This is a genomic window from Streptomyces sp. (assembly GCF_035645055.1).
Taxonomy (GTDB): domain Bacteria; phylum Actinomycetota; class Actinomycetes; order Streptomycetales; family Streptomycetaceae; genus Streptomyces.
The window spans coordinates 40802-65766 of sequence record NZ_DASQNH010000055.1 but is presented as its reverse complement, the minus strand read 5'-3'; the positions used below and the strand labels follow the sequence as shown (position 1 = coordinate 65766).

At 73.0% G+C, this 24965-nt stretch carries 19 protein-coding genes and 1 pseudogene; 13 read left to right on the top strand and 7 right to left on the bottom strand.

The features are described 5' to 3' along the window. Positions 1 to 214 precede the first annotated feature (214 nt). From VE614_RS18450 to VE614_RS18435, 4 genes are all read left to right on the top strand, one after another. Positions 215 to 1108 carry a xanthine dehydrogenase family protein subunit M gene (locus VE614_RS18450; RefSeq protein WP_324937862.1) on the top strand — a complete coding sequence of 298 codons (894 nt, stop codon included), beginning with the start codon at positions 215 to 217 and terminating at the stop codon, positions 1106 to 1108. Beyond that, positions 1108 to 1671, top strand: a complete 564-nt coding sequence (locus VE614_RS18445; protein WP_324937860.1) for a (2Fe-2S)-binding protein — start codon at positions 1108 to 1110, stop codon at positions 1669 to 1671. Before VE614_RS18450 ends, VE614_RS18445 begins: the two co-directional genes overlap by 1 nt. A gap of 16 nt (positions 1672 to 1687) precedes the next feature. Further along, a complete protein-coding gene (locus VE614_RS18440; protein ID WP_324937858.1) occupies positions 1688 to 4072 on the top strand; it encodes a xanthine dehydrogenase family protein molybdopterin-binding subunit in 2385 nt (794 codons plus the stop codon). Between the two features lie 220 nt (positions 4073 to 4292). Further along, positions 4293 to 5759 (top strand): NCS2 family permease, encoded by a 1467-nt coding sequence (locus VE614_RS18435; RefSeq protein ID WP_324937856.1) that lies wholly within the window; start codon positions 4293 to 4295, stop codon positions 5757 to 5759. A gap of 237 nt (positions 5760 to 5996) precedes the next feature. On the opposite strand, the gene VE614_RS18430 is transcribed toward VE614_RS18435, so the two are convergent. Together VE614_RS18430 and VE614_RS18425 are read right to left on the bottom strand one after the other, a co-directional pair. Continuing rightward, positions 5997 to 6455, bottom strand: a complete 459-nt coding sequence (locus tag VE614_RS18430) for an SRPBCC family protein (RefSeq protein ID WP_324937854.1) — start codon at positions 6453 to 6455, stop codon at positions 5997 to 5999. Positions 6456 to 6518: 63 nt separating this feature from the next. Further along, on the bottom strand, positions 6519 to 7286 hold the full coding sequence (locus VE614_RS18425; protein ID WP_414719601.1) for a polysaccharide deacetylase family protein: 768 nt from the start codon (positions 7284 to 7286) through the stop codon (positions 6519 to 6521). A 201-nt stretch (positions 7287 to 7487) separates the two neighbouring features. On the opposite strand from VE614_RS18425, the gene VE614_RS18420 reads away from it, so the two are divergent. After that, entirely contained in the window at positions 7488 to 8489 is a 1002-nt protein-coding gene (locus VE614_RS18420; RefSeq protein ID WP_324937849.1) for a glycosyltransferase family 2 protein, read from the top strand. Further along, positions 8486 to 9025 (top strand): HAD-IIIA family hydrolase, encoded by a 540-nt coding sequence (locus VE614_RS18415; protein ID WP_324937847.1) that lies wholly within the window; start codon positions 8486 to 8488, stop codon positions 9023 to 9025. The genes VE614_RS18420 and VE614_RS18415 overlap by 4 nt, the downstream gene beginning before the upstream one ends. Before the next feature lie 201 nt (positions 9026 to 9226). Here the strand turns inward: VE614_RS18415 and VE614_RS18410 are convergent, their stop codons facing one another. After that, the gene (locus VE614_RS18410) at positions 9227 to 10156 is read right to left on the bottom strand and encodes a polysaccharide pyruvyl transferase family protein (protein WP_324937845.1); all 930 of its coding nucleotides are present in this window, start codon (positions 10154 to 10156) and stop codon (positions 9227 to 9229) included. Between the two features lie 103 nt (positions 10157 to 10259). Here VE614_RS18410 and VE614_RS33780 point away from each other — a divergent pair, with 103 nt between their 5' ends. Next, on the top strand, positions 10260 to 10484 hold the full coding sequence (locus VE614_RS33780; RefSeq protein WP_414719597.1) for a hypothetical protein: 225 nt from the start codon (positions 10260 to 10262) through the stop codon (positions 10482 to 10484). Then, a pseudogene (locus VE614_RS33775) lies at positions 10481 to 10774 on the top strand (Gfo/Idh/MocA family protein); the annotation flags it as partial. The gene VE614_RS33780 and the pseudogene VE614_RS33775, both read left to right, overlap by 4 nt. Before the next feature lie 131 nt (positions 10775 to 10905). Here the strand turns inward: VE614_RS33775 and VE614_RS18400 are convergent. After that, positions 10906 to 12414 carry a hypothetical protein gene (locus VE614_RS18400; RefSeq protein WP_324937843.1) on the bottom strand — a complete coding sequence of 503 codons (1509 nt, stop codon included), beginning with the start codon at positions 12412 to 12414 and terminating at the stop codon, positions 10906 to 10908. Between the two features lie 1070 nt (positions 12415 to 13484). On the opposite strand from VE614_RS18400, the gene VE614_RS18395 reads away from it, so the two are divergent. Together VE614_RS18395 and VE614_RS18390 are read left to right on the top strand one after the other, a co-directional pair. Next, positions 13485 to 13937 carry a nucleoside deaminase gene (locus VE614_RS18395; protein ID WP_414719600.1) on the top strand — a complete coding sequence of 151 codons (453 nt, stop codon included), beginning with the start codon at positions 13485 to 13487 and terminating at the stop codon, positions 13935 to 13937. Positions 13938 to 14072: 135 nt separating this feature from the next. Next, positions 14073 to 15194, top strand: coding sequence for a winged helix DNA-binding domain-containing protein (locus tag VE614_RS18390; RefSeq protein WP_324937839.1), 1122 nt, complete (start codon positions 14073 to 14075; stop codon positions 15192 to 15194). 99 nt (positions 15195 to 15293) lie between these two features. On the opposite strand, the gene VE614_RS18385 is transcribed toward VE614_RS18390, so the two are convergent. The 3 genes from VE614_RS18385 to VE614_RS18375 form a co-directional block, all read right to left on the bottom strand. Continuing rightward, the gene (locus tag VE614_RS18385; protein ID WP_324937837.1) at positions 15294 to 16085 is read right to left on the bottom strand and encodes a serine protease; all 792 of its coding nucleotides are present in this window, start codon (positions 16083 to 16085) and stop codon (positions 15294 to 15296) included. A 248-nt stretch (positions 16086 to 16333) separates the two neighbouring features. Further along, positions 16334 to 19219 (bottom strand): LuxR family transcriptional regulator, encoded by a 2886-nt coding sequence (locus VE614_RS18380; RefSeq protein WP_324937835.1) that lies wholly within the window; start codon positions 19217 to 19219, stop codon positions 16334 to 16336. A 309-nt stretch (positions 19220 to 19528) separates the two neighbouring features. Next, complete coding sequence (locus tag VE614_RS18375) at positions 19529 to 20389, bottom strand: helix-turn-helix transcriptional regulator (RefSeq protein WP_324937833.1); 861 nt, start codon at positions 20387 to 20389, stop codon at positions 19529 to 19531. 123 nt (positions 20390 to 20512) lie between these two features. Here VE614_RS18375 and VE614_RS18370 point away from each other — a divergent pair, with 123 nt between their 5' ends. The 3 genes from VE614_RS18370 to VE614_RS18360 all read left to right on the top strand — a co-directional run bounded on the left by VE614_RS18370 (position 20513) and on the right by VE614_RS18360 (position 24895). Further along, entirely contained in the window at positions 20513 to 22210 is a 1698-nt protein-coding gene (locus VE614_RS18370) for an AMP-binding protein (protein WP_324937831.1), read from the top strand. Next, positions 22207 to 23802 carry an AMP-binding protein gene (locus tag VE614_RS18365; RefSeq protein ID WP_324937829.1) on the top strand — a complete coding sequence of 532 codons (1596 nt, stop codon included), beginning with the start codon at positions 22207 to 22209 and terminating at the stop codon, positions 23800 to 23802. Before VE614_RS18370 ends, VE614_RS18365 begins: the two co-directional genes overlap by 4 nt. A 67-nt stretch (positions 23803 to 23869) precedes the next feature. Next, positions 23870 to 24895: a LacI family DNA-binding transcriptional regulator gene (locus tag VE614_RS18360; RefSeq protein ID WP_324937827.1), complete on the top strand. Its 1026-nt coding sequence runs from the start codon at positions 23870 to 23872 to the stop codon at positions 24893 to 24895. The last annotated feature ends 70 nt before the right edge of the window (positions 24896 to 24965 follow it).

The window sequence follows — 24965 nt, the reverse complement described above, 5'->3', positions numbered from 1 at the left end:
CAGAGAGGTTACTGAGGACCTTTGTTCATACGAATCTACAAGATGACCGCCGTGGCCAGCCAACTCCTTCATGGTTTCGGTGACTGACCCGCTCGGAGCACGGCGCTGTGTACTGGCTCCTATCCGCGTTGACGACACATGAACGAGCCGGGACCACCGCACACGGATTGGCTCAATCTGCACGACCCCCACGAGACGAAGAAGAGAGCCGATCATGGACTTCCTTCGCCCCGCCAGCTGGGACGAGGCGCTCGCCGCGAAGGCCGCGCACCCCACGGCTGTGCCGATCGCGGGTGGCACCGATGTCATGGTCGAGATCAACCTCGATCACCGCCGGCCGGAGTACCTCCTGGACCTGAACCGCATCGGCGAGCTGACCGAGTGGGAGACCGGCGAGGACTCCGTGCGTCTGGGAGCCTCCGTCCCGTACACCGGGATCATGGAGAACCTGCGGGCCGAGCTGCCGGGCCTGGCACTGGCCTCGCACACCGTGGCCTCCCCGCAGATCCGCAACCGCGGCGGCGTCGGCGGCAACCTCGGCACCGCCTCCCCGGCGGGCGACGCCCACCCGGCCCTGCTGGCCGCGGGCGCCGAGGTCGAGGTGGAGTCCGCGGCTCGCGGCAGCCGCCGTATCCCCATCGACGACTTCTACACCGGGGTCAAGCGCAACGCGCTCGCCCCCGACGAGCTGATCCGCGCGGTGCACATCGAGAAGGCCGACGGCCCGCAGCAGTACTCGAAGGTCGGCACCCGCAACGCCATGGTCATCGCCGTGTGCGCCTTCGGGCTCGCCCTGCACCCCGAGACCCGCACGGTCCGTACCGGCATCGGCTCGGCGGCCCCCACCCCGGTCCGGGCGAAGGCCGCCGAACAGTTCCTGGACGCCGCGCTGGAGGAGAGCGGCCTCTGGGACAGCGGCGAGACCATCGCCCCGTCGGTCGCCCAGCGGTTCGCGGACCTGTGCTCCGCCGCCTGCGACCCGATCGACGACGTCCGCGGCACCGCGAGCTACCGCCGCCGGGCGGTCGGCGTGATGGCCCGCCGGACGCTCACCTGGACGTGGGAGTCGTACCGCGGCGCCCGCCGCACCTCGAAGGGGGCCGCGTGATGCGCGTCAACCTCACCGTCAACGGACGACCGCAGGAAGCCGACGACGTCTGGGAGGGCGAGTCCCTGCTGTACGTGCTGCGGGAGCGGCTCGGCCTGCCGGGCTCGAAGAACGCCTGCGAGCAGGGCGAGTGCGGCTCGTGCACCGTGCGCCTGGACGGCGTGCCGGTCTGCGCCTGCCTGGTCGCCGCCGGGCAGGCCGAGGGCCGCGACGTCGTCACCGTGGAAGGGCTGGCCGGCCACGCCAAGCGCCGGGCCGAGGGCCGAGGCACCGGCGCCCGCGGTACGCCGCCGCAGGACGCCGGGCGGTGGCAGGCCCGGGGCGGCGACTCGCAGACCGGCGAGGGCGCCGAGCTGTCCCCGATCCAGCAGGCGTTCCTGGAGGCCGGCGCCGTCCAGTGCGGCTTCTGCACCCCGGGGCTGCTCGTCGCCGCCGACGAACTCCTGGAGCGCAACCCGAATCCGGCCGACGCGGACATCCGCGAGGCGCTCTCCGGCAACCTGTGCCGGTGCACCGGCTACGAGAAGATCATGGACGCGGTCCGCCTGGCGGCGTCCCGGTAGTCAGAGGGGTCCGACCATGCCGACCACCGGCGTTCCCACCAAGATCACCCAGGGCTTCCGGGCCCAGGGCGGCATCGGCGAGTCCACGCTCCGCCCCGACGGGACCCTGAAGGTCACGGGCGAGTTCGCGTACTCGTCCGACCTGTGGCACGAGGACATGCTCTGGGGCCAGATCCTGCGCTCCACCGTCGCCCACGCCGAGATCGTGTCGATCGACACCTCCGAGGCGCTGGCCACACCGGGCGTGTACGCCGTCATGACGTACGACGACCTGCCCACCGGCGTGCGCACCTACGGCCTGGATATCCAGGACACCCCGGTCCTCGCCCACGGCAAGGTCCGCCACCACGGAGAGCCCGTCGCGATCGTCGCCGCCGACCACCCGGAGACCGCCCGCCGCGCCGCCGCCAGGATCCGGGTGGAGTACCGGGAGCTGCCGGTGATCACCGACGAGGGCGCCGCGCTCGCTCCCGACGCGGTCCTCGTCCACGAGAACCGCGACGACCACCACCTGCGTCACGTCCCGCACCCGAACATCGTCCACCGCCAGCCGATCGTCCGCGGCGACGTGGCGGCGGCGCGCGAGCGGGCCGATGTGATCGTGACGGGCGAGTACACCTTCGGCATGCAGGACCAGGCCTTCCTCGGCCCCGAGTCCGGCCTCGCCGTGCCGGAGGAGGACGGCGGTGTCCACCTGTACATCGCCACCCAGTGGCTGCACAGCGACCTGCGCCAGATCGCGCCCGTGCTCGGCCTGCCCGAGGAGAAGGTGCGGATGACGCTGGCCGGCGTCGGCGGCGCGTTCGGCGGCCGCGAGGACCTGTCGATGCAGATCCACGCCTGCCTGCTCGCCCTGCGCACCGGCAAACCGGTCAAGATCGTCTACAACCGGTCCGAGTCCTTCTTCGGACACGTCCACCGCCACCCGGCGAAGCTGCGCTACGAGCACGGCGCCACCAAGGACGGCAAGCTCACCCATATGACGTGCCGGATCGTCCTGGACGGCGGCGCCTACGCCTCCACCTCCCCGGCGGTCGTCGGCAACGCCTCCTCGCTGTCGGCCGGCCCGTACGCCGTCGACGCCGTCGACATCGAGGCCCTCGCCCTCTACACCAACAACCCGCCCTGCGGCGCCATGCGCGGCTTCGGCGCGGTCCAGGCGTGCTTCGCCTACGAGGCGCAGATGGACAAGCTGGCGAAGGAACTCGGCCTGGACCCGGTGGAGTTCCGGCAGCTCAACGCCATGGAGCAGGGGACGATCATGCCGACCGGGCAGCCGGTCGACTCCCCGGCCCCCGTCGCCGATCTGCTGCGCCGCGTCAAGGCGATGCCGATGCCGCCGGAGCGCCAGTGGGAGTCCAGCGAGGGCACCGACGTACGGCAGTTGCCCGGTGGCCTGTCCAACGCCACACACGGGGAAGGCGTCGTCCGCGGTGTCGGTTACGCGGTCGGCATCAAGAACGTCGGCTACTCCGAGGGCTTCGACGACTACTCCACCGCCAAGGTGCGCATGGAGGTCGCCGGCGGGGAACCGGTGGCGACGGTGCACACCGCGATGGCGGAGGTCGGCCAGGGCGGTGTCACCGTCCACGCGCAGATCGCCCGCACCGAACTGGGCGTCGCCCGCGTGACCATCCACCCGGCCGACACCCGGGTGGGCAGCGCCGGATCGACGTCCGCCTCCCGGCAGACGTACGTCACCGGCGGCGCCGTGAAGAACGCCTGCGAGCTGGTCCGCGAGCGGGTCCTGGACATCGGCCGCCACAAGTTCGGCTCGCACCACCCGGCCTGGGCCACCGCCGGACTCCTCCTGGCGGACGGCAAGGTCGTGACCGATGGCGGCGACGTCCTCGCCGACCTGGTGGACGTCCTCGACGGCGAGGTGGTGGAGGCCGAGGAGGAGTGGCGGCACCGGCCGACCGAGCCCTTCGACCCGCGCACCGGCCAGGGCGACGGCCATGTCCAGTACTCCTTCGCGGCGCACCGCGCGGTCGTCGAGGTCGACACCGAGCTGGGCCTGGTCAAGGTGGTCGAGCTGGCCTGCGCCCAGGACGTCGGCAAGGCGCTCAACCCGCTGTCCGTCATCGGCCAGATCCAGGGCGGCAGCACCCAGGGTCTCGGCATCGCGGTGATGGAGGAGATCGTCGTCGACCCGAGGACGGCGAAGGTGAGGAACCCCTCCTTCACGGACTATCTGATCCCCACGATCCTCGACACGCCGCCCATGCCGGTCGACGTGCTCGAACGCGCCGACCCGCACGCCCCGTACGGGCTGCGCGGCGTCGGCGAGGCCCCCACCCTGTCGTCGACCCCGGCCGTCCTCGCGGCGATCCGGGACGCGACCGGGCGGGAGATCAACCGGACGCCGGTCCGCCCCGAGCACCTGGCCGGCACCGGATAAGACCCTCCGGGCGGCGCAACAGGAACGTCACAGCCTCCCGGCGCCGCCCGGAGTACTCACCCCAAGGACCGCACCGCTCGCGGGACTTGGACAGCACGACTGATCGTTCGTCTCGGGCCGTCCCCCGGGTCGTGCGGCCGAAGCACCTTCCCAAATCCCGCAGCCGCCACCATGGCGGATCCCTCGCGGGTGCCCCTTTGAACCTTGGGAGTAGGCCCACATGACCCAGCAGTCACTGGAGCCGAAGACCGTCGCGGAGGACGCGGGCACGGGTACCCGCGTCCCGGCCGGACGGTCTTGGCTCGACCGGTACTTCCACATAACCCACAGAGGATCCACGGTCGCGCGTGAGGTGCGCGGCGGCATCACCACCTTCATGGCGATGGCGTACATCCTCCTGCTCAACCCCCTCATCCTGTCCGGCAAGGACGCCGCGGGGGACACGCTCGGTCAGCAGGCACTGATCACCGCCACCGCGTTCGCGGCGGCCCTCACCACGCTGCTGATGGGGTTCATCGGCAAGGTGCCGCTGGCCCTCGCCGCCGGCCTCTCCGTCTCCGGAGTCCTCGCCTCCCAGGTCGCCCCGCAGATGACCTGGCCGCAGGCGATGGGCATGTGCGTGATGTACGGCGTGGTCATCATGCTGCTGGTCGTCACCGGCCTGCGCGAGATGATCATGAACGCCATCCCGCTCGCCCTCAAGCACGCCATCACCATGGGCATCGGCCTGTTCATCGCCCTGATCGGCCTGGTCAAGGCCGGGTTCGTGCACGAGAACCCGGACCTCGGCGGCGGCCCGCTCCTCCTGGGCCCCGTCGGTGAACTGGCCGGCTGGCCGGTGCTGCTGTTCTCCGTCACCCTGCTCGGCATCTTCATGCTCCAGGCGCGCAACGTTCCCGGCGCCATCCTCATCGGCATCGTCGGGGGCACGCTGCTCGCCGTGATCCTCAACGCCGCCGGGGTGATCGACCCCAAGCAGTGGGCGAGCGGCGCGCCCGAACTCCACGGCAGCGCCCTCTCGATGCCCGACTTCTCGGTCTTCGGCAACGTCGAGTTCGGCGGCTGGGGCGAGGTCGGCGTGATGACCGTCGGCATGATCGTCTTCACCCTGGTGCTCGCCGGGTTCTTCGACGCCATGGCGACCATCATCGGCGTCGGCACCGAGGCCAGGCTGGCCGACGAGAAGGGCCGGATGCCGGGCCTGTCCAAGGCGCTGTTCATCGACGGCGCGGGCGGCGCGATCGGCGGCGTCTCGGGGGCGTCGGGCCAGACCGTGTTCGTCGAGTCGGCGACCGGCGTCGGCGAGGGTGCCCGCACCGGACTGGCCTCCGTGGTCACCGGCCTGTTCTTCGCGGCCTGCCTCTTCTTCACCCCGCTCACGGCGATCGTGCCCGGCGAGGTCGCCGCGGCGGCCCTGGTGGTCATCGGCGCCATGATGATGATGAACGCCCGTCACGTGGACTGGGGTGACCGCGCCACCGCCATCCCGGTCTTCCTGACCGTGGTGATCATGCCGTTCACGTACTCCATCACCGCGGGTGTCGCCGCCGGCGTCATCTCCTACGTCGCCATCAAGACCGCCCAGGGCAAGGTCCGGGAGATCGGCGCGTTCATGTGGGCCCTGACGGCCATCTTCGTGGTGTTCTTCGCCCTCAACCCCATCGAGAGCTGGCTGGGCGTGCACTAGCGCCCGGTCCGCACCGCCCCTTCCACACGGCGATCGGGTCGCTCTCCGGCGGCTGTGCGGAAGGGGCGGTCCACGCACTCACCTCGGTCCACGCACTCATCTCCGTCCACGCACTCACCTCGGTCCGGGCGGGCGCCGCCGCGCCCCGTCCGGCCGGTGGGTGCGGCCCGAGCCGGAGCAGCGGGACGTCGAACGTGGGCCGTGGATAGGTCGTTTCGTTCGGTCCGGTGGTGTCTGCTAGTCCCGTCGCGTCTTCACCGGCTGTCTGAGCAGCCGGTTCACCGCCCGTCCGAAGACCGCCCGCGCCGCCGCCTCCAGTGGCCGGTCGAAGAGCGCGGGCAGCAGCCGTACGCCCAACTCCTCCCGCCAGATCACCCGCGTCCGCCCGCCGGGGCCCGGCCGGACCTCCAGCTCCGCCCAGCCGAGGACGAGCCGGCCGCGCTTCTCCAGACGGCACCGCCCCGGCGTGTCGTCGCCCGGCGGCTGCCACACCGTGACCTCCATCCGGTCGTCGAAGAAGAGCGGTCCGATGCCCGAGCGGGCCACGAAGACCGTTCCGGCCCGGCTGGGCGGGGGAGTGAGCATCCGGACGCGGGTCAGCGGGACGGCGTCCGCGTGCCGGGGCCACTCGGTGAGCCGGCGCCAGGCCTCGGGCAGGGGGAGCGGTACGGTGCGCTCCAGGGTGAAGGTGACCACGCGACGATCTTAGGGAGGCGCCCGCGCCTGCCGGTGCTCCTTCGACTACCGGTGCTCCTTCGCCTACCGGTACACCTTCCCCGGCTCCGCCTTCCCGGGCGCCAGCAGCTGCGGCACGGTCACGAAGACATACCCGCGCTCCTTCAGCGCGTCGATGATCCCGGGCACGGCCGGCACGGTCCCGTCGTAGATGTCGTGCAGCAGGATGATCCCGTCCCGGCCGGCCTGGTCCAGGACCCGCTTCTTGATCAGCGCGGAGTCGTTCGTCGTGTAGTCCTTCGCCGTCACCGTCCACAGCACCTCCGAGAGCCCCAGGTCCCGGCATATCTCGTGCACGGTGTCGTCCGTACGGCCCTGGGGCGGGCGCATGAGGGTGGGGCGGCGGCCGGTCAGGCGCTCTATCGCCTCGTTCGGGCGCTCCAGTTCCTCGCGTATCTCGTCCTCGTCGAGGCTGGTGAGGATCTTGTGGTCCCAGGTGTGGCTGGCGACCTCGTGGCCCTCGTCGGCCATCCGCTTCACCAGCTCCGGGTACTTCTCGATGTGCCGCTTGCCGAGCAGGAAGAAGGTCGCCGGGACCTGCTTGTCCTTCAGGATGTCGAGCAGCCGCGCGGAGTGCTCGCTGGGGCCGGCGTCGAAGGTGAGCGCGATGCACTTGGCCCGGCGGCAGTCCACGGTCCCGAAACCGGCCGCCTCGGCGCCGTCCGCGGCCTCGGCGCGGACGGCGCTCGGCGCGGTGGTGTCCAGGCTGGTGCACCCCGTCAGCACGAGCGCCAGGGAGAGGGCCGCGGACGCGATCGCCGCCGTACGGAACCCGGTCCCTCTTCTTTTCATCTTCTTGGTCGCAGAAAGCATGCCGGGACTATATATCGCGTGTATACGCACGGTTTATAGTCCTTTCGCCGTGCCCCGGAACGGGCTGCGTCGTTTGATCCGGCCGCACGTTGGCACCCGCGAAAGAGCAGTCCGCGCGCGGTACGTGCGCGGTTGGCGCACACTCCGTGCCAGGGGAGCCGACGCCGGAAGGGGCCGCGTATGACCGCCTACGCCGTGGTGATCCCCACGCTCGCCCCCGACTCCCTCGCCGACTGTCTCGCCGCGCTCGCCGCCTCCAACGGCCCCAAGCCGCGGCAGATCGTCCTCGTCGACGACCGGGCCCACCCCGACCTCGGCTCCCTGGACCACCCCCTCGGCGTCCTGGGCGACCTGCGACCGCGCGCCACCGTGCTCGCCTCCGGAGGCCGCGGCCCCGCCGCCGCCCGCAATACCGGCCTGCGCGCAGTCACCGCACCCTGGGCCGTCTTCCTCGCCGACGACGTCCAGCCCGGCCCGCACTGGTGCGCCCAGCTCGACCGCGACCTCGCCGCCGACGCCCCGGACATCGCGGGCAGCCAGGGGGTCATCGCCGTACCCCTGCCCGGCGGGCGCGCCCCCACCGAGACGGAACGCGAGGCCACCGCCCGCGCCCGCGCCCGCTGGGGCACCGCAGACATGGCCTACCGCACCGACGCCCTCAAACAGGCCCGCGGCTTCGACGAACGCTTCCACTGCGCCCACCACGCCGACATCGACCTCGCCCTGCGGCTCCTCGACACCGGACTGCGCATCCGGCAGGGCCGCCGCACCAGCAGGATGCCCGCGCCCCCCGCCGCGCGCTGGGCCGCCTCCCTGCGAGCCCAGCGCCGCCACGCCGACGACGCCCTCATGCGGCGGCTGCACGGCCCCCGCTGGTGGCACCGGGCCGTCGCACCCCCCAACCGCCCGACCGCCCCGCTCGCCGTCACCGCCACCGGCGCCACCGCCTGCGCCCTGGCCCTCGCCGGACACCGGCGGGCCGCCCTCGCCGCCGGACTCGGCTGGGCCGCGGGCACCGCCGCGATCGCCCGGACCCGCATCGCCCCCGGACCGCGCACCCGCGACGAGGTGACCACCCTGCTCGTCACCAGTGCGCTCAACCCGCCCGCCGCCATCTGGCACCGGCTCGCCGGACGATGGCGGCACCGCTCCGCGCCGCCCTGGCGGGACGTGGCCGCATGACCCGCGTCCAGGCCGTGCTCTTCAACCGCGACGGCGTTCTCCTCGAAGGCGCCCCCCGGTCGCCCGACGACGTCCGCCCGGCGCCCGGTGCCGCCGAGACCCTGGGGCAGCTGCGCCGGCGCGGTCTGCGCACCGGCGTCATCACCCTGCGCGGACCGCTCACCGAGGCCGAGACCCGCCGCGTCGACACCCGCGTCGAGGAACTCCTCGGTCCCTTCGACGTCTGGGCCGTCTGCCCGCACGCCGCCGACGAAGAGGACTGCCGCTGCTGCGCCCCAGACCCGACCCTGCTGCTGTGGGCCGCCGGACGGCTGTGCACCGCCCCCGCCGCCTGTGCCCTAGTCGGCGACACCGCCGCCGACGCCGAGGCCGCGCAACGGGTGGGCGCCCGGGCTCTGCTGCTGCCGAGGCGGGGGAGCGGAGCGCAGGGGGCCGAGGAGGGCGCGGGGGACGCCGAGTCCGCCGCAGAGGTCGTTCCCGACCTGTCGGCTGTCGCCCGCGCTCTGATGCCTGACGCGCCGCGCACACCCGGCTGAGACGGGCCTGCTGACCGTGGCGCCGGGCGACTGTCGACCGCGGACAGCGGGTCGACGGCTGCGTCCTGTGTCCGGGATCCCCTGTCCACCGTCCACCGTCACCGACCCGTCCACGTCGGCCGCAGACAGTAGACCGTCCAGATCATCGCGGCCCCGAGCGGACCGGATCCTGCGAGCGAGTGACGGCAGACGGCGGACCGTCTACGTCGCCCTTCCGGCCCGCGGTGGGCGACCGTCGACGAGTGCGGACAGCAGATCGTCCGCACCATCCCGTGCACCGCCCCCGGCGAACTCCCCCCGCGCCCGCCGCGCCGCCTCCCGTCCCGGCCCCAGACACCACTCCCACCACCGCTCCAGCCCTTCCGCGTCCAGGCCCTCGGCGGGCAGGAGCGCGGGCCAGGCGCAGGCGCGGGCCTGGGCGGTGACCTTGGCGCCGCCCGCGACGGGGTCGACGGCCAGCGCCGGTGTGCCCGCGCGCAGTGCCAGCACCAGACCGTGCAGCCGGTCGGTGACGACGAGGTCGAGGCGGGCGAGGACGGAGGAGAGCTGGGCGGGTGTCGCGCACAGCCGCCAGTCGCGGATGTCGAGCCGGGTCTCCAGTTCGAGCCGGGCGCAGTCCTTGCCGGCCAGCCAGCGGGTCACCCGCTCGGCGACCAGGTCATGCCGCCGCTGTGCCCCGTACTCGTGCTGTCCGTGGGTGAGGACGACCCCGGCCACGGGCCGGACGGGGTCGGCCGGTGCCCGCGCCGCCAGGTCGGTCACCGGCTCGGTGCCGGGCGCGTCGCGGGCCACCACCCGGTGGAACCCGGTGACGGCCGGGGCACCGGGGTCGAGCACGGACGTGCCGACCGCGATCCGCGTGCAGTGGGCGAACCGCCGGTGCAGGTCCTCGATCTGCGGCCCGTGCAGGGGACCGCAGACGAACACCAGATGTGAGTAGCTTTCGGGCCGCACCTCGTCAAGGTGCGGTGCCCGGGGCCGGAAACCGGGGCTCCAGACGACGTCGTAGGGCCATCCCGCCCGGCCGAGCACCTCCTCGACCCGGGCCAGCGCCAGTACGTCCCCGGCGGTGGCCTCCCCGTGGTGGAAGCTGAACCACCCGGTGAGCAGAATCCTCCGCGGCGCGGTCACGGCGGGCCGAGTGCCCGGCCGGGCCGCACCTCAACCGCCGGTCTCCCTCTCCTGGACCCACCCCCTCCAGAAAGCGATTGCTCCGATCTGTGACCCTGGGGACATGACTGCCGCCCCCGCGTCCCGCCGCGGCTGCGCCGTGGTGGGCCTCGGCTCCCGTGCCCGGCTCTACTCGCAGGCGCTGTCCGGCCCGTACGCGGACCGTGTCGACCTGGTCGGCTTCTGCGACACCACCGCCCACCGCATGGCCGTCCACAACGAGTGGGTCTCCGCCGCCCACGCGGGCCGCTGGAGGCGGGCTGCGACGTGGTCACGGAGAAGCCGATGACGACCGACGCGGAGCGCGCCCGGCGGGTCCTCGACGCCCGGCGCCGCACCGGGCGTCCGGTGCGGGTGGCGTTCAACTACCGCTACAGCCCCGTCCACACGGCCGTACGGGAACTCCTCGCCGCCGGAGAGATCGGCGAGATCGGCTCCGTGCACTTCGAGTGGCTGCTGGACCTGCGGCACGGCGCCGACTACTTCCGCCGCTGGCACCGCGAGAAGACGAACTCGGGCGGTCTGCTGGTGCACAAGTCCACCCACCACTTCGACCTCGTCAACTGGTGGCTGGACGCGGCACCCGACACCGTCTGCGCGCAGGGCGGGCTGGTCTCCCTGGACGCCGAGGCGGAGGACGGCTACCACCGCGACCGGAACGTCTGCGCGCGTGCTGGAGGTCTGACGGCGCGCACGGGTGGGAGCGGCCCTCACCGCCAGGGCGTCGCCGAGAGGCGGATGCTCGCCTCCTCGCCGAGCAGCGACCGGGCCGTCTCGGGGAACGGGATGTGCGCGACCCAGCGGTCGGCGGCGGGGTCCTCGTCGGTCAGCGGGCGGCCCTGCGGCTCGTGGTCCTTGATCGTGCCGGGGATCAGCGAGTTCCAGGTCGCCCAGATCCCGGGCATCGCACCGCTGCCGACGTCCACCACCAGGGAGTCGTCGAAGTCGGCGGTCTGCTCCAGATGGTCGCCGAAGCTGAGGATCCGGTTGCTCGCCCGCAGCGACAGGATCCGCACATGCAGGGCGTACCGCATGGTGGGGCTGTCGGCCGGGCGCGGCAGGTCGGTGCTCAGGAACGTGGTCGTCAGCGGCACGGGCGGGGTGTCGGCGCCCTCGGCGACGGGTTTCGGCAGCGGTAGGGGGCACCAGTGGGCGGCCTGCCGTTCGTGCACCACGACGGGCAGGCCCCGGATGGCCAGCAGCACCTCGGCCTGCCAGCTGACGTCGCGGTCGGCGGACAGCCGGTGGCCGGCCAGCGCGGCCTCGATCCGGCGGTCGCCGAAGAGGAAACGGCGCAGGTTCTGGTAGCCCTCCTCGGAGTTCACCAGCCCGTAGCGGCCGCTGTGGCTGCGGTGCACGAACGCCCCGTGGGAGCCCGGCACCGCGGCCTTGTCGATCTGCACCAGGCCGTCGCTGCGGGCGCCGACCATGCCGGCGGACATCCCCAACGCCACGTCGTAGTCGCCCGGGTTGGTGCCGACCAGGCAGAACACCCGCTCCACCGGGAACCTCCCCGGCCCCTGGGGCATGGCCCGGGCGTCCCAGTCGTCCGGGGGCTCGTCGCCGCGCCGCTCGGCGTCGGGGGTCAGGTAGGCGTACATCCGGCGCGGTCCGAAGATGTCGCCGCCCTGGATGCCGAAGGTGTCCCGCAGCCGCTCGAAGAGACCGAAGCCCACGTCGAAGGAGATCCCGCCGTGCGGTGTGCCGTAGGTGAAGAGCTTGTCCACGTGCTCGACCGGGTCGATGCCGCGGCCGGGGAGGACCTTCTGCAACAGGCAGCGGCAGACCAGCCCGCCCATGGAGTGCGCGACCAGGTGCACCCGGGGCGCACCGCTCTTCCCCTTGATCTTCTCGATCAGCCGCAGCAGATCGGTGGCGGCGTCCTCCAGGCGGAATTCCTTGGGCTTCGCGCCCCAGCTGGTGGCCGACGCGTCGTAGAAGCGATGGACCCAGATGCTGTTCGCCGGAATCTCGGGGTGCGTATCCAGATAGGCTTCCTGGCCGCCTTCGACGAGAATGTGGTAGCCCTCGTCGAGATGGAGGCGGAGCAGCGGGCTCTCGAACTGATGGAAGGTCGGTTTCTCGCCCGGGCCCACCCGCACATGCGTGGATCCTTCGTTGAAGCCGTAAAAGGGATCCGTGACGGCCTTGTTGATTCCTGAAGTATCGCCCGCGAATCCTCTGACGTAGATGATCGGGAGCTTGTCCTGGCTGGTCATGGCCGGCTCCGGGAGGGGCGGAATTCAACTCCACTCTACGTCCGGCCCTCCGCACCGGCCACCGCCGGAGCGGCAGGGGCCTGGCGGGTGACGGCATCCTCGGGCCCCAGGCCCGAGCGGCCCTGTCCGCGGATCTGCGGGCCCGGGGTCACGACACCAAAGGCTGGGCGCGCGGCGTTCGCTCCGTCGCGGCAGCGCCTCCCACAGCGCGCCGGCCAACCGGGCGTGCAGGCCGTCCGGTTCGGCGGTGACGGTGATCCCCGGGCCGGCCGGGCGATCTCGATATGCCCGGCCGGCCGGACGACGTCTCGGACCAGGCTTTCTCCTTCGTTCGGTGAGATGCCGGCGGGGTGTCGGTGAGCTGACGGCGGGCTGACGGCGGGCTGTCAGCGGGCTGACCGTGAGCCGGAAGGGACGTGGACGCAGGTCCTGGCCGGAGATTCGGGCATCGCGCGAGGCCTCCCGAGCGCGGGGGCGGTGTGGACACGGCGAGGACGATCCCCTGGTTCGTCCGACTCGTGTGAGGAGCACACAGGCAGCCGAGCGAAGTCAGCCAGGGGTGGAAGACATGAAGAGATCCGCAGGGGAGAGCGGCACTTCATGGACTTCTACGAGAACCGGTCCGCTCGCACGGTCGCTCCCCCCGGCACCCCTCCGGCCGGAATGCGTGCGCGAATCCGGTCCGTGATGAAGCCGAACGCACCGGCCGCCGTCCGCGCCCGGCGCACAGGCATGTAGGAGTCTACGAAGCGGGGGTCCCAGCCTGCGGAAGTCTTCATGTCTTCCACCCCTAGCTGCCCCGGCCCGGTCGGCTGTGTACTCCTCACACGAGTCGCCACGCAGCAAGGGATGAGTGTCGTGGACGGCTCCCCGCTTCCCGCACACCAGGACCGTGGAGGCTTCCGCATGACCGGCCCGGCCTCTCCCGCCCGCACCCCGCAGGACCGCGACGAGCGCCCCGCCGAACCCCCGCGGGCCCCAGGCCCGGGGAACCCTTCCCCTCTCCGAAAGAAGTGACCGTGACTGCTCAGACCCAGGAAAAGAACATCCAGGAGATCGAGCGTGCCTGGATGGACGAGGCGATCAGGCTGGCCACCAACAGCGTGATGAACGGGGGCGGGCCGTTCGGCGCCCTGGTCGCCAAGGACGGCGAGATCGTCGCGCTCGGGAACAACCAGGTCACCGCGACCCTGGACCCGACGGCGCACGCCGAGGTGAGCGCGATGCGCGCCGCCTGCAAGCAGCTGGGCACCTTCTCGCTCGAGGGCTGCGTCCTGGTCACGTCCTGTGAACCGTGCCCGATGTGCCTTTCCTCCGCGCTGTGGGCGCGGGTCGACCGGATCGTCTACTCCGCGGACCGGCACGACGCCGCGGTGGCCGGCTTCGACGACCGCAAGTTCTACGACCTGTTCGACAAGAAGCCCCAGTCCATGTGGCCGACCCGGGTCGAGCAGCTGGACCTGCCGCACCGCACGGCACCCTTCGACGCGTGGCTGGCCAAGGCCGACCGCATCGACTACTGAGCACATCGCCCGCCGGGTGCATCGCCCTCCGGGCACCCGCTAGCCGGGCGGTGGACGACCGCCATGTCGTCCGCTGCCCGGGCCGTTTCCCATTTAGGACGGTATCTGGCCTCTTCTGGCGCTAGCGTGCCGTCCATGACCAGGACGAAGCCGCAGCCCGCCGCGACCGCCCCCGTGCTCTCCACCCGCGCCCTGAACCGGGCCACGCTCGCCCGGCAGCTGCTGCTGCGCCGCGCGCCGATGTCCGCCAAGTCGGCCGTGGAGCACCTTGTCGGGCTCCAGGCGCAAGAGGTGAAGCCGCCGTACGTCGCGCTGGCCGCCCGTCTCGACGGGTTCGCGCCCGAGGAGCTGTCCGGGCTGCTGGCCGACCGCGAGGTCGTACGGATGGTCACCCTGCGCTCCACCATCCATCTGCACACCGCCGACGACGCCCTCACCCTGCGGCCGCTGGTGCAGCCCGCCCGGGACCGGGAGGTGAACATGAAGCAGTTCCGCGAGGGGCTCGTCGGTGTCGAGCTCGACCGGCTCGCCGCCCTCGCGCGCGACCTGGTCGAGGTCGAGCCGCGCACCATGCGGCAGTTGCGCGAGGCGCTGCTCGTCGAGTGGCCGGACGCCGATCCGCTGGCCCTCGCCGTCGCCGCCCGCTGCAAGCTCCCGCTCGTCCAGGTCACCCCGCGCGGACTGTGGGGGAGGAGCGGCCAGGTCGCCCTCACCACCGTCGAGCACTGGCTGGACCGCCCGGCCGAGCCGCCCGCGTCCCCCGACACGGTCGTCCTGCGCTACCTCGCCGCCTTCGGTCCGGCCTCCGTGCAGGACATGCAGACCTGGGCCGGGCTGACCCGGATGCGCCCGGTCTTCGAACGGCTGCGGCACCGGCTCGTCACGTTCCGCGACCCCAACGGCGTGGAGCTCTTCGACCTGCCCGACGCCCCGCGCCCCGACCCGGACACCCCCGCCCCGCCGCGCCTGCTGCCCGAGTTCGACAACCTGCTGCTGTCCCACGCCGACCGCACGCGGGTGATCCCGGCCGCGCAGGGGGGCCGCACCTGGCAGGTGAACACCTTCTCCCGTCCGTTCCTCGTGGACGGTTTCCTCGCGGGCGTGTGGTGGCTGTACGACGACGCTCTCGTGATCGAGACCTTCACCGAAGCGGCCGAGGCCGCGCGCGACGAGCTGGCCGCGGAGGCGGAGCGGATGCTCAGGGTGCTGTATCCGGAAGGGTCCTACGACATCCGGTTCGGGACCGTCCCCGCCTGACGCCGCGGGCATGGAAAGGGGGCGTTGCGGGCCGCTCGTGGAGGCCCGCAACGCCCCCTGGTATTCACCTGAGGGGTGCCCTCAGGAGCTCGTCGCCCGTTACGAGTTGACCTGCGCGGTCACCAGGCTGGAGAACGTGGTCAGCCGGGTGTAGACACCCGGGTAACCGGCCTGGGCGCAACCCTCGCCCCAGGAAGTGATCCCTGCCAGGACGCCCCCGACAAGCAGGGGACCGCCGCTGTCGCCCTGGCAGGTGTCCACGCCGCCGGAGGAGTATCCGGCGCACACCATCTCGCTCTTGACGTAGTCGGAACCGTACGAGCCGCCGCAGCTGGTGTCGGAGACGATCGGCACGGTCGCGGTGCGCAGCTGGTTGGAGGAGCTGCCGCCCGACGACGTGGTGCCCCAGCCCAGCACGCGGGCGGTGGTTCCGGCCGCGTAGACGGAGGTGTCGGTGGACGAGACGTACTTGGCCGTGGTGTACGGCATCGCCGTCGACAGGGTCAGCACCGCGACGTCCTCACCGCGGGTGGCGGTGGTGTAGTTCGGGTGGATCCAGATCTTGCTGACCCGGGCGACCGTGCCGTTGGTGCCGTTGAGGTAGGTGCGGCCGCCGACCACGCGGACGCCGCTGGTGGTCTCTCCGACCATGCAGTGCGCGGCGGTCACGACCTTCGTCGGGGAGACCAGCGTGCCGCCGCAGAACTGGTTCTGCGAGGCGTCGGTGATCTGCATCATGAACGGGTAGCTGCTGGTCGTCGTGGTGGTGCCGCCGACGATGGGCTGGGGGGCGGCGACGGCCGAAGGGGCGGCGGTCAGCGCGGTCGCGGCGGCGGCAGCGGTGGCCGCTATGGCGACGGCGGTCTTTCTCGCACGGGTGAGCCCGAACATGAGGTCTCCTCAGGGGATTGCCGGTGGGGGGTCGCGCGGGTGTGGGGGGTGTGGCACGGAGGTCTGGGACGGACCCCCGTGTGCCCGGCGAGCGGCACGCCCCTTACGCTAGATCCCGGTCCGCTGACCTCCCAATGAGGGAAGCCCCTAAGGGGGTTGGTGAGGGAAAACCCTCGGTCTGCTCCCCCTCGGCCCGGCCCTCGGTCCGGCCACCTCGGCCCCGTCAGGGGCCGGCTCCCTCCCGGCCCTCAGCCCGTGCGCCCCGCCGCCAGCCGGACGATGTCCACCCGGGACCGGATCCCCAGCTTGCGGTAGACCCGGGTCAGGGTCGCCTCCACCGTCTTGACGCTGATGAACAGCCGGGCGGCGATCTCCCGGTTGGTGGCGCCCTCCATGACCAGTGCGGCGACCTGACGCTCCATCGACGCCAGTCCGTCCAGCGCGGCCGTCGCGGGCGCGGGCACCGGAGCCGGGCCGTGAGCCGGCGGGGGAGCGGCCGCCGCCTCCACCTGCCGCAGCCACGGCAGCGCCCGGCACCGCCGGAACAGCCGCGCCGCCTCGTCGTACGACGCCGGACCGGACCGGGCGCCGCCGCCCGCCCGGGCGAAGCCGAGCGCCTGCGCGTGAGTGCGCAGCCGGGCCAGCGCGAAGGCGGCCCGCGCCTCCTCCAGCCCGTATCCCAGTTCGGCCAGCCGGTCCTGAACCGACGTCAGCCGCGCGATCGCGCCGTCGTGGTCCCCGTGTGCCGCCCGCACCAGGGCCTCCGCCCGGTCCAGCACGGCCAGCACGCTCTCCCGGCCCAGTCGCAGCGCCTGCTCGCGCGTGACGGCGATGACGTCCTGCGCCTCGGCGACCTCCCCGATCCGCACCAGCGCCTCCGCGAGGTCACCGTGCCAGCGCCCGCGTGCCGGGTCCGTCACCCCGAGTCCGTGCTCCAGTTCCCGCACCCGGCGCAGCGACCGGACGGTGCCGGGGGCGTCCCCGGCGACCAGCTGGACGTAGCCGAGGGAGGCCAGTGCGCGCGACATGTAGATCTGGTCGCCGTCCTCCTCGGCGTGCTCGGCCGCCTCCCGGGCCAGCGCCAGCGCCCGGTCGACATCCCCGCCGGACGCCTCCGCGACGGAGGTGAGCACGGCGGAGGCCACCTCGCCGATCCCGGAGTCCCGGGCCAGCCGCAGGCTCTCCCGGGACAGGTCCAATGCCCGTCCGCAGTGCCCGGCGCGCAGCTCGGTCTCGGCGAGCATCCGCAGGAAGTGCACCTCGCTCTCCACCATGCCGCGCCGCCGCACCTCGCTGAGCAGCCTGGTGACGGTGGCGCGGGCCTCGGGCAGCTGGTCGCTCATCAGCAGCCAGCGCAGCCGGGTGGAGCCCGCCCCGTTGTGGTGGCAGGCGACCTGCGGGTCCTGCGGTTCCTGGAGGGCCCGCCGGATGGTCGCCGGGGCGTCGGGGTGACCCATCAGGGTCTCGGCCTGCGCCTGGAAGGCGAGCGCCAGCAGCTCGGTGCGCCGGTCGGCGCCGCGCGCGGCCAGCTCGGCGGCGTGCGCGGCCTCCTCCCGGCCCTCGGCGAAGTCGCCCTCGACGACGAGGGCCCGCCAGGCCAGCTGGTAGTGGACCAGGGCGAGCAGCCGGGGGTCGTCGCCCGCGTCGGCGAGCGCCTGCGGGAAGACCGCGTCGACGTCTCCGAGGGCCTGCCCGGCGGCCTCGATCACCACCATCCAGGCCCGTACCCGGTCGGCGGGCGCGGTCGCCCGGGACAGCACCTCCCGCGCGATGTCCCGGGCGAGGTCCACCTCGCCCGCGGTGATCGCGTCCTCGGCGGCCTGCAACCGCCGCTCGTCGGCGGCCGGTACACCGTCGGCGGGGGTGTGCCGGGCGGCGAGGAGCCCCAGCGAGGCCGCCATGGACGGCGCGCCGCGGTCCCGGGCCAGCGCGGCGGCCTCGGCGAGCCGGGCCGCCACCTCCGGGTCGGTTCCGTTGGTGGCCAGCGCCAGGTGCCGGGCGCGTTCGATCGGATCGGAGGCCGCCTCGGAGAGCGCCGCGTGCGCGGCGCGGCGCCGGTGCGCGGGCGCTTCCGCGTACAGCGCGGCCGAGATCAGCGGATGCGCGAACCGTACGGCCGGGCCCTCCGGTTCGGTGGCGAGCAGCCCCAGTTCGGCGGCCCGCGCGGTCTCCGCCTCGGCGTGGTCGCGGCCGGCCGCGTGCAGCAGGGCCAGCGTGGGACGGGCGCCCGCGCTGGCCACCAGGAGGGTGTGCCGGGCCTCGTCGGACAGCATCTCCAGCCGGTTCAGCACCAGAGCGCGCAGCGAGGTCGGCACCGGCAGCGGCTCGCCCGGCCGGGGCGGGGTCGGGCTCTCGGCGAGCGCGCGGCCCAGTTCCAGTGCGAACAGCGGGTTGCCGCCGCTGGTGCGGTGGATGTCGCGGACCGTGGAGCGGGGCAGCCCGGTGTAGCCGCGGTGGTCGAGCAGCGCGGAGACCTGGACGCGGGAGAGCGGGCCGAGGCGCAGGGCGAGGGTGTCGGGCGGGGACGGGGGTCCCCCCGCTCTCGTGAAGTCGAGGGCGGGGAAGCGCGGTTGCCGGTCGTACTCCTGGCCCTCGGTGCGGACCGCGCACAGCAGCTGGACCGGGGCGCCGCCGAGGCGGCGGGCGGCGAAGCCGAGCAGTTCGGCGCTGGCCGGGTCGAGCCACTGGAGGTCGTCGGCGACGACCAGGACGGGTCCCGCCGCGGCGAGCGCGCGCAGCGCCGAGAGCACGGCGAGCCGCAGCGCGAGGCCGTCGCGCTGGAGGGTGGACTCGCCGCGGCCGGTCAGGGCCGACTCCAGCGCGGTGCGCTGGGTGGCGGGCAGCTGGTCGGACACCTCGTGGAGGACCAGGCCGAGCAGGTCGGCGAGGGCCAGGAAGGGGAGATGGGATTCGGACTCGGTCGCGGAGCAGCGCAACACGGTGCGGGCCGTGGCGCCGTATTCCGCGGCCAATGCCCGCAGCACGGTCGACTTTCCTATTCCGGCGGGCCCGTGGAGCAGCACACTGCCGCCGCGCGCCAGCTGCTCACGCGCCGACGCGAACGGCTCCTCCCGGCCGATGACCAGGTCGGGGCGGCATCTGGCAGGCTCCTTGAAGTCCCGTCGCACGGTCACCGCTCCCCTCCGTGTGTCGTGTTCTGGCCAAATTCTAGGCGGGGAGTGATTGAAATTCGGAGCGACGCGGTGGTGAGGGAAATAACAGCGACGTGCATGGGGAATTTCAGCTCCGTGTCAATTGCATGACGAACGGCACACGGGGAGGGCCGCGACTCCGGGTGCGCCCGGAAGGGGCGCGGGGAACCGTGCGAGCAACCACGAGGAACCCCCATCCGCCAGCCTCCAGAACCCCTACGGCGCTCACACCCCGGAACCCCGACGGCGCCCACGCCCCGGAACCCCGACGGTGCCCACGCCCCGGCACTCCTACGGCAGCACCCCCGCCCGCCGCGCGGCCACCACCGCCTCTCCCCGCGTCCGCGCGCCCAGCTTCCGCATCGCCGAGCGCAGATAGCTCTTCACCGTCTCCGGGCGCAGCCCCAGCCGCTCGGCCGCCGCCGCGTTCGTCGACCCCGCCGCCACACAGGCCAGCACGTCCACCTCCCGGGGCGCCAGCCGCACCCCGCCCGGCGCTCGGACCGGTGCCAGCAGCCCGCAGGCGTCCAGGAGTTCCGCCCGCAGGCCCGGGTCGGCGATCCGCGGCGCCAGCGCCCGCAGCGCCGCGTGCGCTTCCCGCATCCGCTCTCTTACCGCCCCCGCCTCCGCCGGGTCCGCCGCCTCCGCGCCGCCCCGCGGCTCCGCTCGGGCGGCGTCCAGCAGCCCCCGCGCCTCCTCCCGCGCCACCAGCGCCTGCTCCACGTCCCGCGCCGCCTCGACGGCCGCGTGCAGCATGCGGTCGCCCAGCGGCTGGGCGGTGCGCAGGGCGCCGTACAGCACCCCCCGCACCCGCCGCCGTACGACGACGGGCACGGCGAGCACGGACCGCAGCCCCTCCACGGCGACCGGCGCGTCGTACTCGTGGCTGATCTGCCGGGAGGCGGAGTAGTCGGCCACGGCGCACGGCCGGCCCAGCGCCACCGCCTTGCCGCCCAGCCCGTTGCCGGAGGTCACCGCGAGCGCGCTGAGCGCCGGGGTGCGGGTCCCGGTCAGCTCCGTGATGCGCACCCGCGGCCGTCCCGCCTCCACCAGGCCGCCGAACGCCACCGGGAGGCCGGTCGTGCGGCGCAGCCGCAGCAGCGCGCCCCGGATGACCGCGGTGTCCGACGTGTCCGCTCCGTCTGCTCCCACGTGCTCGCCCTTTCCTGGCGCGCCCCGCGGCGCGCACCCCCGTTAGGGGGTAGTGAGACCTGCATCACGGATTACACGATGTCCGGGAGCCGCCCGGCAACGGTCCGGACAGAGGGAGAACGAATGACGACGGCGACCGAGGACTTCCGCCAGGCGCGGGACTTCCTGCTGGCACACCGTGAGGACTACAGCACGGCCTACGACGGCTTCGCCTGGCCCCGGCCCGAGCACTTCAACTGGGCACTCGACTGGTTCGACGTCATCGCGGACGGCAACGACCGCACCGCGCTGCACATCGTCGAGGAGGACGGCACCGAGACCCGGCTGAGCTTCGCCGAACTCTCCGACCGCTCCGACCGGGTCGCGAACTGGCTGCGCGCCCGCGGCGTCACCGCCGGCGACCGCGTCCTCGTCATGCTCGGCAACCAGGCCGAGCTGTGGGAGACCGCGCTGGCCGCGATGAAGCTGCGCGCCGTCGTCATCCCCGCCACCCCGCTGCTCGGCGCCGCCGACCTGCGCGACCGCGTCGACCGGGGCCGCGTCCGGCACGCGATCGTGCGCGCCGCCGACACCGGCAAGTTCGACGAGGTGCCCGGCGACTACACCCGGATCGCGGTGGGCGGCACCCCGGGCGGGGCCTCGGGTGGTGCGCCGGCCAGGTCCTGGCTGCCGTACGAGGAGGCGTACACGTCCCCGGCCGGCTTCGCCCCCGACGGCCCGACCCGCGCCGACGACCCGCTGATGCTCTACTTCACCTCCGGGACGACCGCCCGCCCCAAGCTGGTCGAGCACACCCACACCTCGTACCCCGTCGGGCACCTGGCCACCATGTACTGGATCGGCCTCAAGCCCGGCGACGTCCACCTGAACATCTCCTCGCCCGGCTGGGCCAAGCACGCCTGGTCCAACCTCTTCGCCCCCTGGAACGCCGAGGCGACCGTCTTCCTCCTCAACTACACCCGCTTCGACGCGGCCCGCCTGATGGCCGAGATGGACCGCGCCGGCGTCACCACCTTCTGCGCACCGCCCACCGTCTGGCGCATGCTCATCCAGGCGGACCTCGGCGCGCTGCGCACCCGGCCCCGCGAGGCCGTCGCCGCCGGCGAGCCGCTGAACCCCGAGGTCATCGAGCAGGTCCGGCGCGCCTGGGGCGTCACCATCCGGGACGGCTTCGGCCAGACCGAGACCGCCGTCCAGGTCGCCAACACCCCGGGCCAGCGGCTGAAGACCGGCTCCATGGGCCGCCCCAGCCCCGGCTACCGCGTCGAACTCCTCGACCCCGTCACCGGCGCCCCCGGTGCCACCGAGGGCGAGATCGCCCTGGACCTCGCGCAGCGGCCGGTCGGCCTGATGACCGGCTACCACGGCGACCCCGAGCGCACGGCGGAGGCGATGGCCGGCGGCTACTACCGCACCGGCGACGTCGCCGCACGCGACGAGGACGGATACCTGACCTACATCGGGCGAAGCGATGACGTCTTCAAGGCGTCCGACTACAAGATCAGCCCCTTCGAGCTGGAGAGCGCCCTGCTGGAGCACGAGGCCGTCGCCGAGGCCGCCGTCGTGCCCGCCCCGGACGCACTGCGCCTCGCCGTCCCCAAGGCGTACGTCGTCCTCGCGGACGGCTGGACGCCCGGCCCCGACACCGCCAAGGTCCTCTTCGAGCACTCCCGCGAGGTCCTGGCGCCCTACAAGCGCATCCGCCGCCTGGAGTTCGCCGACCTGCCCAAGACGGTCTCCGGCAAGATCCGCCGTGTGGAGCTGCGCGAGGCCACGGCGGCCGGCTCGGACGCCGAGTACCGCGAGGAGGACTTCCGGTGAACTCGTACACCCACGGGGCGAGCGCGATCCCGCTCCTCGGCGACACCATCGGCGCCGATCTGGACCGCGCGGTCGCCGCCTGGCCGGACCGGGAGGTGCTGGTCGACGTCCCGTCCGGCCGCCGCTGGACGTACGCCGCGTTCGCCTCGGACGTCGACGGCCTGGCGCGCGCCCTGCTCGCCGCCGGGGTCGCCAAGGGCGACCGGGTCGGCATCTGGGCGGTCAACTGCCCCGAGTGGGTCCTCGTCCAGTACGCCACCGCGCGGATCGGCGCGATCATGGTGAACATCAACCCGGCGTACCGCACCCACGAGGTCGCCTACGTCCTGAAACAGGCGGGCGTCCGCGTCCTCTTCGCCTCCCTCCGGCACAAGACCAGCGACTACCGGGCGATGACCGAGCAGGTCCGCGGCGACTGCCCGGAGCTGCGCGAGGTCGTGTACTTCGGCGACCCGAGCTGGGACGCGCTGCTGGGCCGGGCGGCGGGCGGGGCCGGCGGGCCGGAGGCGTTCCCGGAGCTGTCCTGCGACGACCCCGTCAACATCCAGTACACCTCGGGCACCACGGGCTTCCCGAAGGGCGCCACGCTCTCCCACCACAACATCCTCAACAACGGTTACTTCGTGGGGGAGTCGATCGGATACAGCGAACAGGACCGCATCTGCGTCCCCGTCCCCTTCTACCACTGCTTCGGCATGGTCATGGGAAACCTGGCGGCCACCTCCCACGGCGCCTGCATCGTCATCCCCGCCCCGTCCTTCGACCCGAAGGCCACGCTGGAGGCGGTGCAACGGGAGCGCTGCACCTCGCTGTACGGCGTTCCCACGATGTTCATCGCCGAGCTGAACCTGCCGGACTTCGCGTCGTACGATCTCTCCTCGCTGCGCACCGGCATCATGGCGGGCTCGCCCTGCCCCGTGGAGGTGATGAAGCGGGTCGTCGCCGAGATGCACATGGAGCAGGTCTCCATCTGCTACGGCATGACCGAGACGTCCCCCGTCTCGCTCCAGACCCGCATGGACGACGACCTGGAGCACCGCACCGCCACGGTCGGCCGGGTCCTGCCGCACATCGAGGTGAAGATCGTCGACCCGGCGACCGGCGTGACCCTGCCGCGCGGCTCCGCGGGCGAGCTGTGCACCCGCGGCTACAGCGTGATGCTCGGCTACTGGAACGAGCCCGAGAAGACCGCCGAGGCCGTCGACGCGGGCCGCTGGATGCACACCGGAGACCTCGCGGTGATGCGCGAGGACGGCTACGTCGAGATCGTCGGCCGCATCAAGGACATGATCATCAGAGGCGGCGAGAACATCTACCCGCGCGAGATCGAGGAGTTCCTCCACGCCCACCCCAGGATCGCCGACGTCCAGGTCGTCGGGGTGCCGCACGAGCGGTACGGCGAGGAGGTGCTGGCCTGCGTCATCCCGTCCGACCCCGCCGCCCCCCTGACCCTGGAGGAACTGCGGTCGTTCTGCGACGGCCGGCTGGCCCACTACAAGATCCCGAGCCGGCTGCGAATCCTCGACTCCTTCCCGATGACCGTGTCCGGAAAGGTGCGGAAGGTGGAGCTGCGGGAGCGGTACGGCGGCTGAGAGACCGCCCGGGCGTTCGATCACAGGAGCCGGGGCCCGTAAGATCGGACGCCCTTGGGGGTGAAGGATGGTCAAACGGCGGCCCGTTGCGACGCCCACGCTGGAGGAGGTGGCCGCGCTCGCCGGTGTCGGGCGGGGCACGGTCTCCCGCGTCATCAACAACGAGACGGGCGTCAAGGAATCGACCCGCCGCGCCGTACAGCGGGCCATCGCCGAACTCGGCTATGTGCCCAACCTGGCGGCGCGGTCACTGGCCGGACGGCGCGCCGACGCCGTGGCGCTGGTGATGACCGAGCGGGACTGGCGGCTGTTCGGCGAGCCGTTCTTCGCCGAGACCGTCCGCTCCGTCGGCGACGCCCTCACCGACACCTCCGTCCAGCTGCTGCTCACCCTGGTCCGCACCGACGCCGAACGGCAGCGGTTCCTCGAATACGCGCGCGGCGGCCGGGTCGACGGCGTGCTGCTGATGTCCGTACGCGCCGAGGACCGGCTGCCCGACATGCTCGCCGACGCCGGCCTGCCCACCGTGCTGCTCGGGCGCCGCTCGGGCGACGAGCAGGTCACCTCCGTCGACGCGGACAACGTCGGCGGCGCCCGCGAGGCCGTCGCCCACCTCGTGCGCGGCGGCCGCCGCTCGATCGCCACCATCACCGGGCCGCTCGACATGTACGTCGCCCAGTGCCGCCTGCGCGGCTACCGCCAGGCCCTCGCCGACGCCGGACTGCCCACCGACCCCTCCTGGACCGTCGAGGGCGACTTCACCGAGGCGAGCGGACGCCGGGCGATGACCGAACTCCTCGAACGGCACCCTGACGTCGACGCGGTCCTCGCCGCCTCCGACACCATGGCCGCCGCGGCCCTGTCCGTCCTGCGCGCCGCGGGCCGCCGCGTCCCCGACGACGTGGCCGTCGTCGGCTTCGACGACTTCCACCTCGCCCAGCACACCGACCCGCCCCTGACCACCGTCCGCCAGCCCCTGGAGGAGATCGGCCGCACCATGGTCCGTCTCCTGCTGGAGGAGATGGAACAACCGGAGGTCGCCTGGCGGCACGTGATGCTGCGGACCCGGCTGGTGATCCGGGAGTCGGCGTGAGCCCCTCAAAGGAGGCCGCCGGACTCGCCGAGCGCGTACTGCTCATCGAGAGCCGCGCCGGCGAACGGGC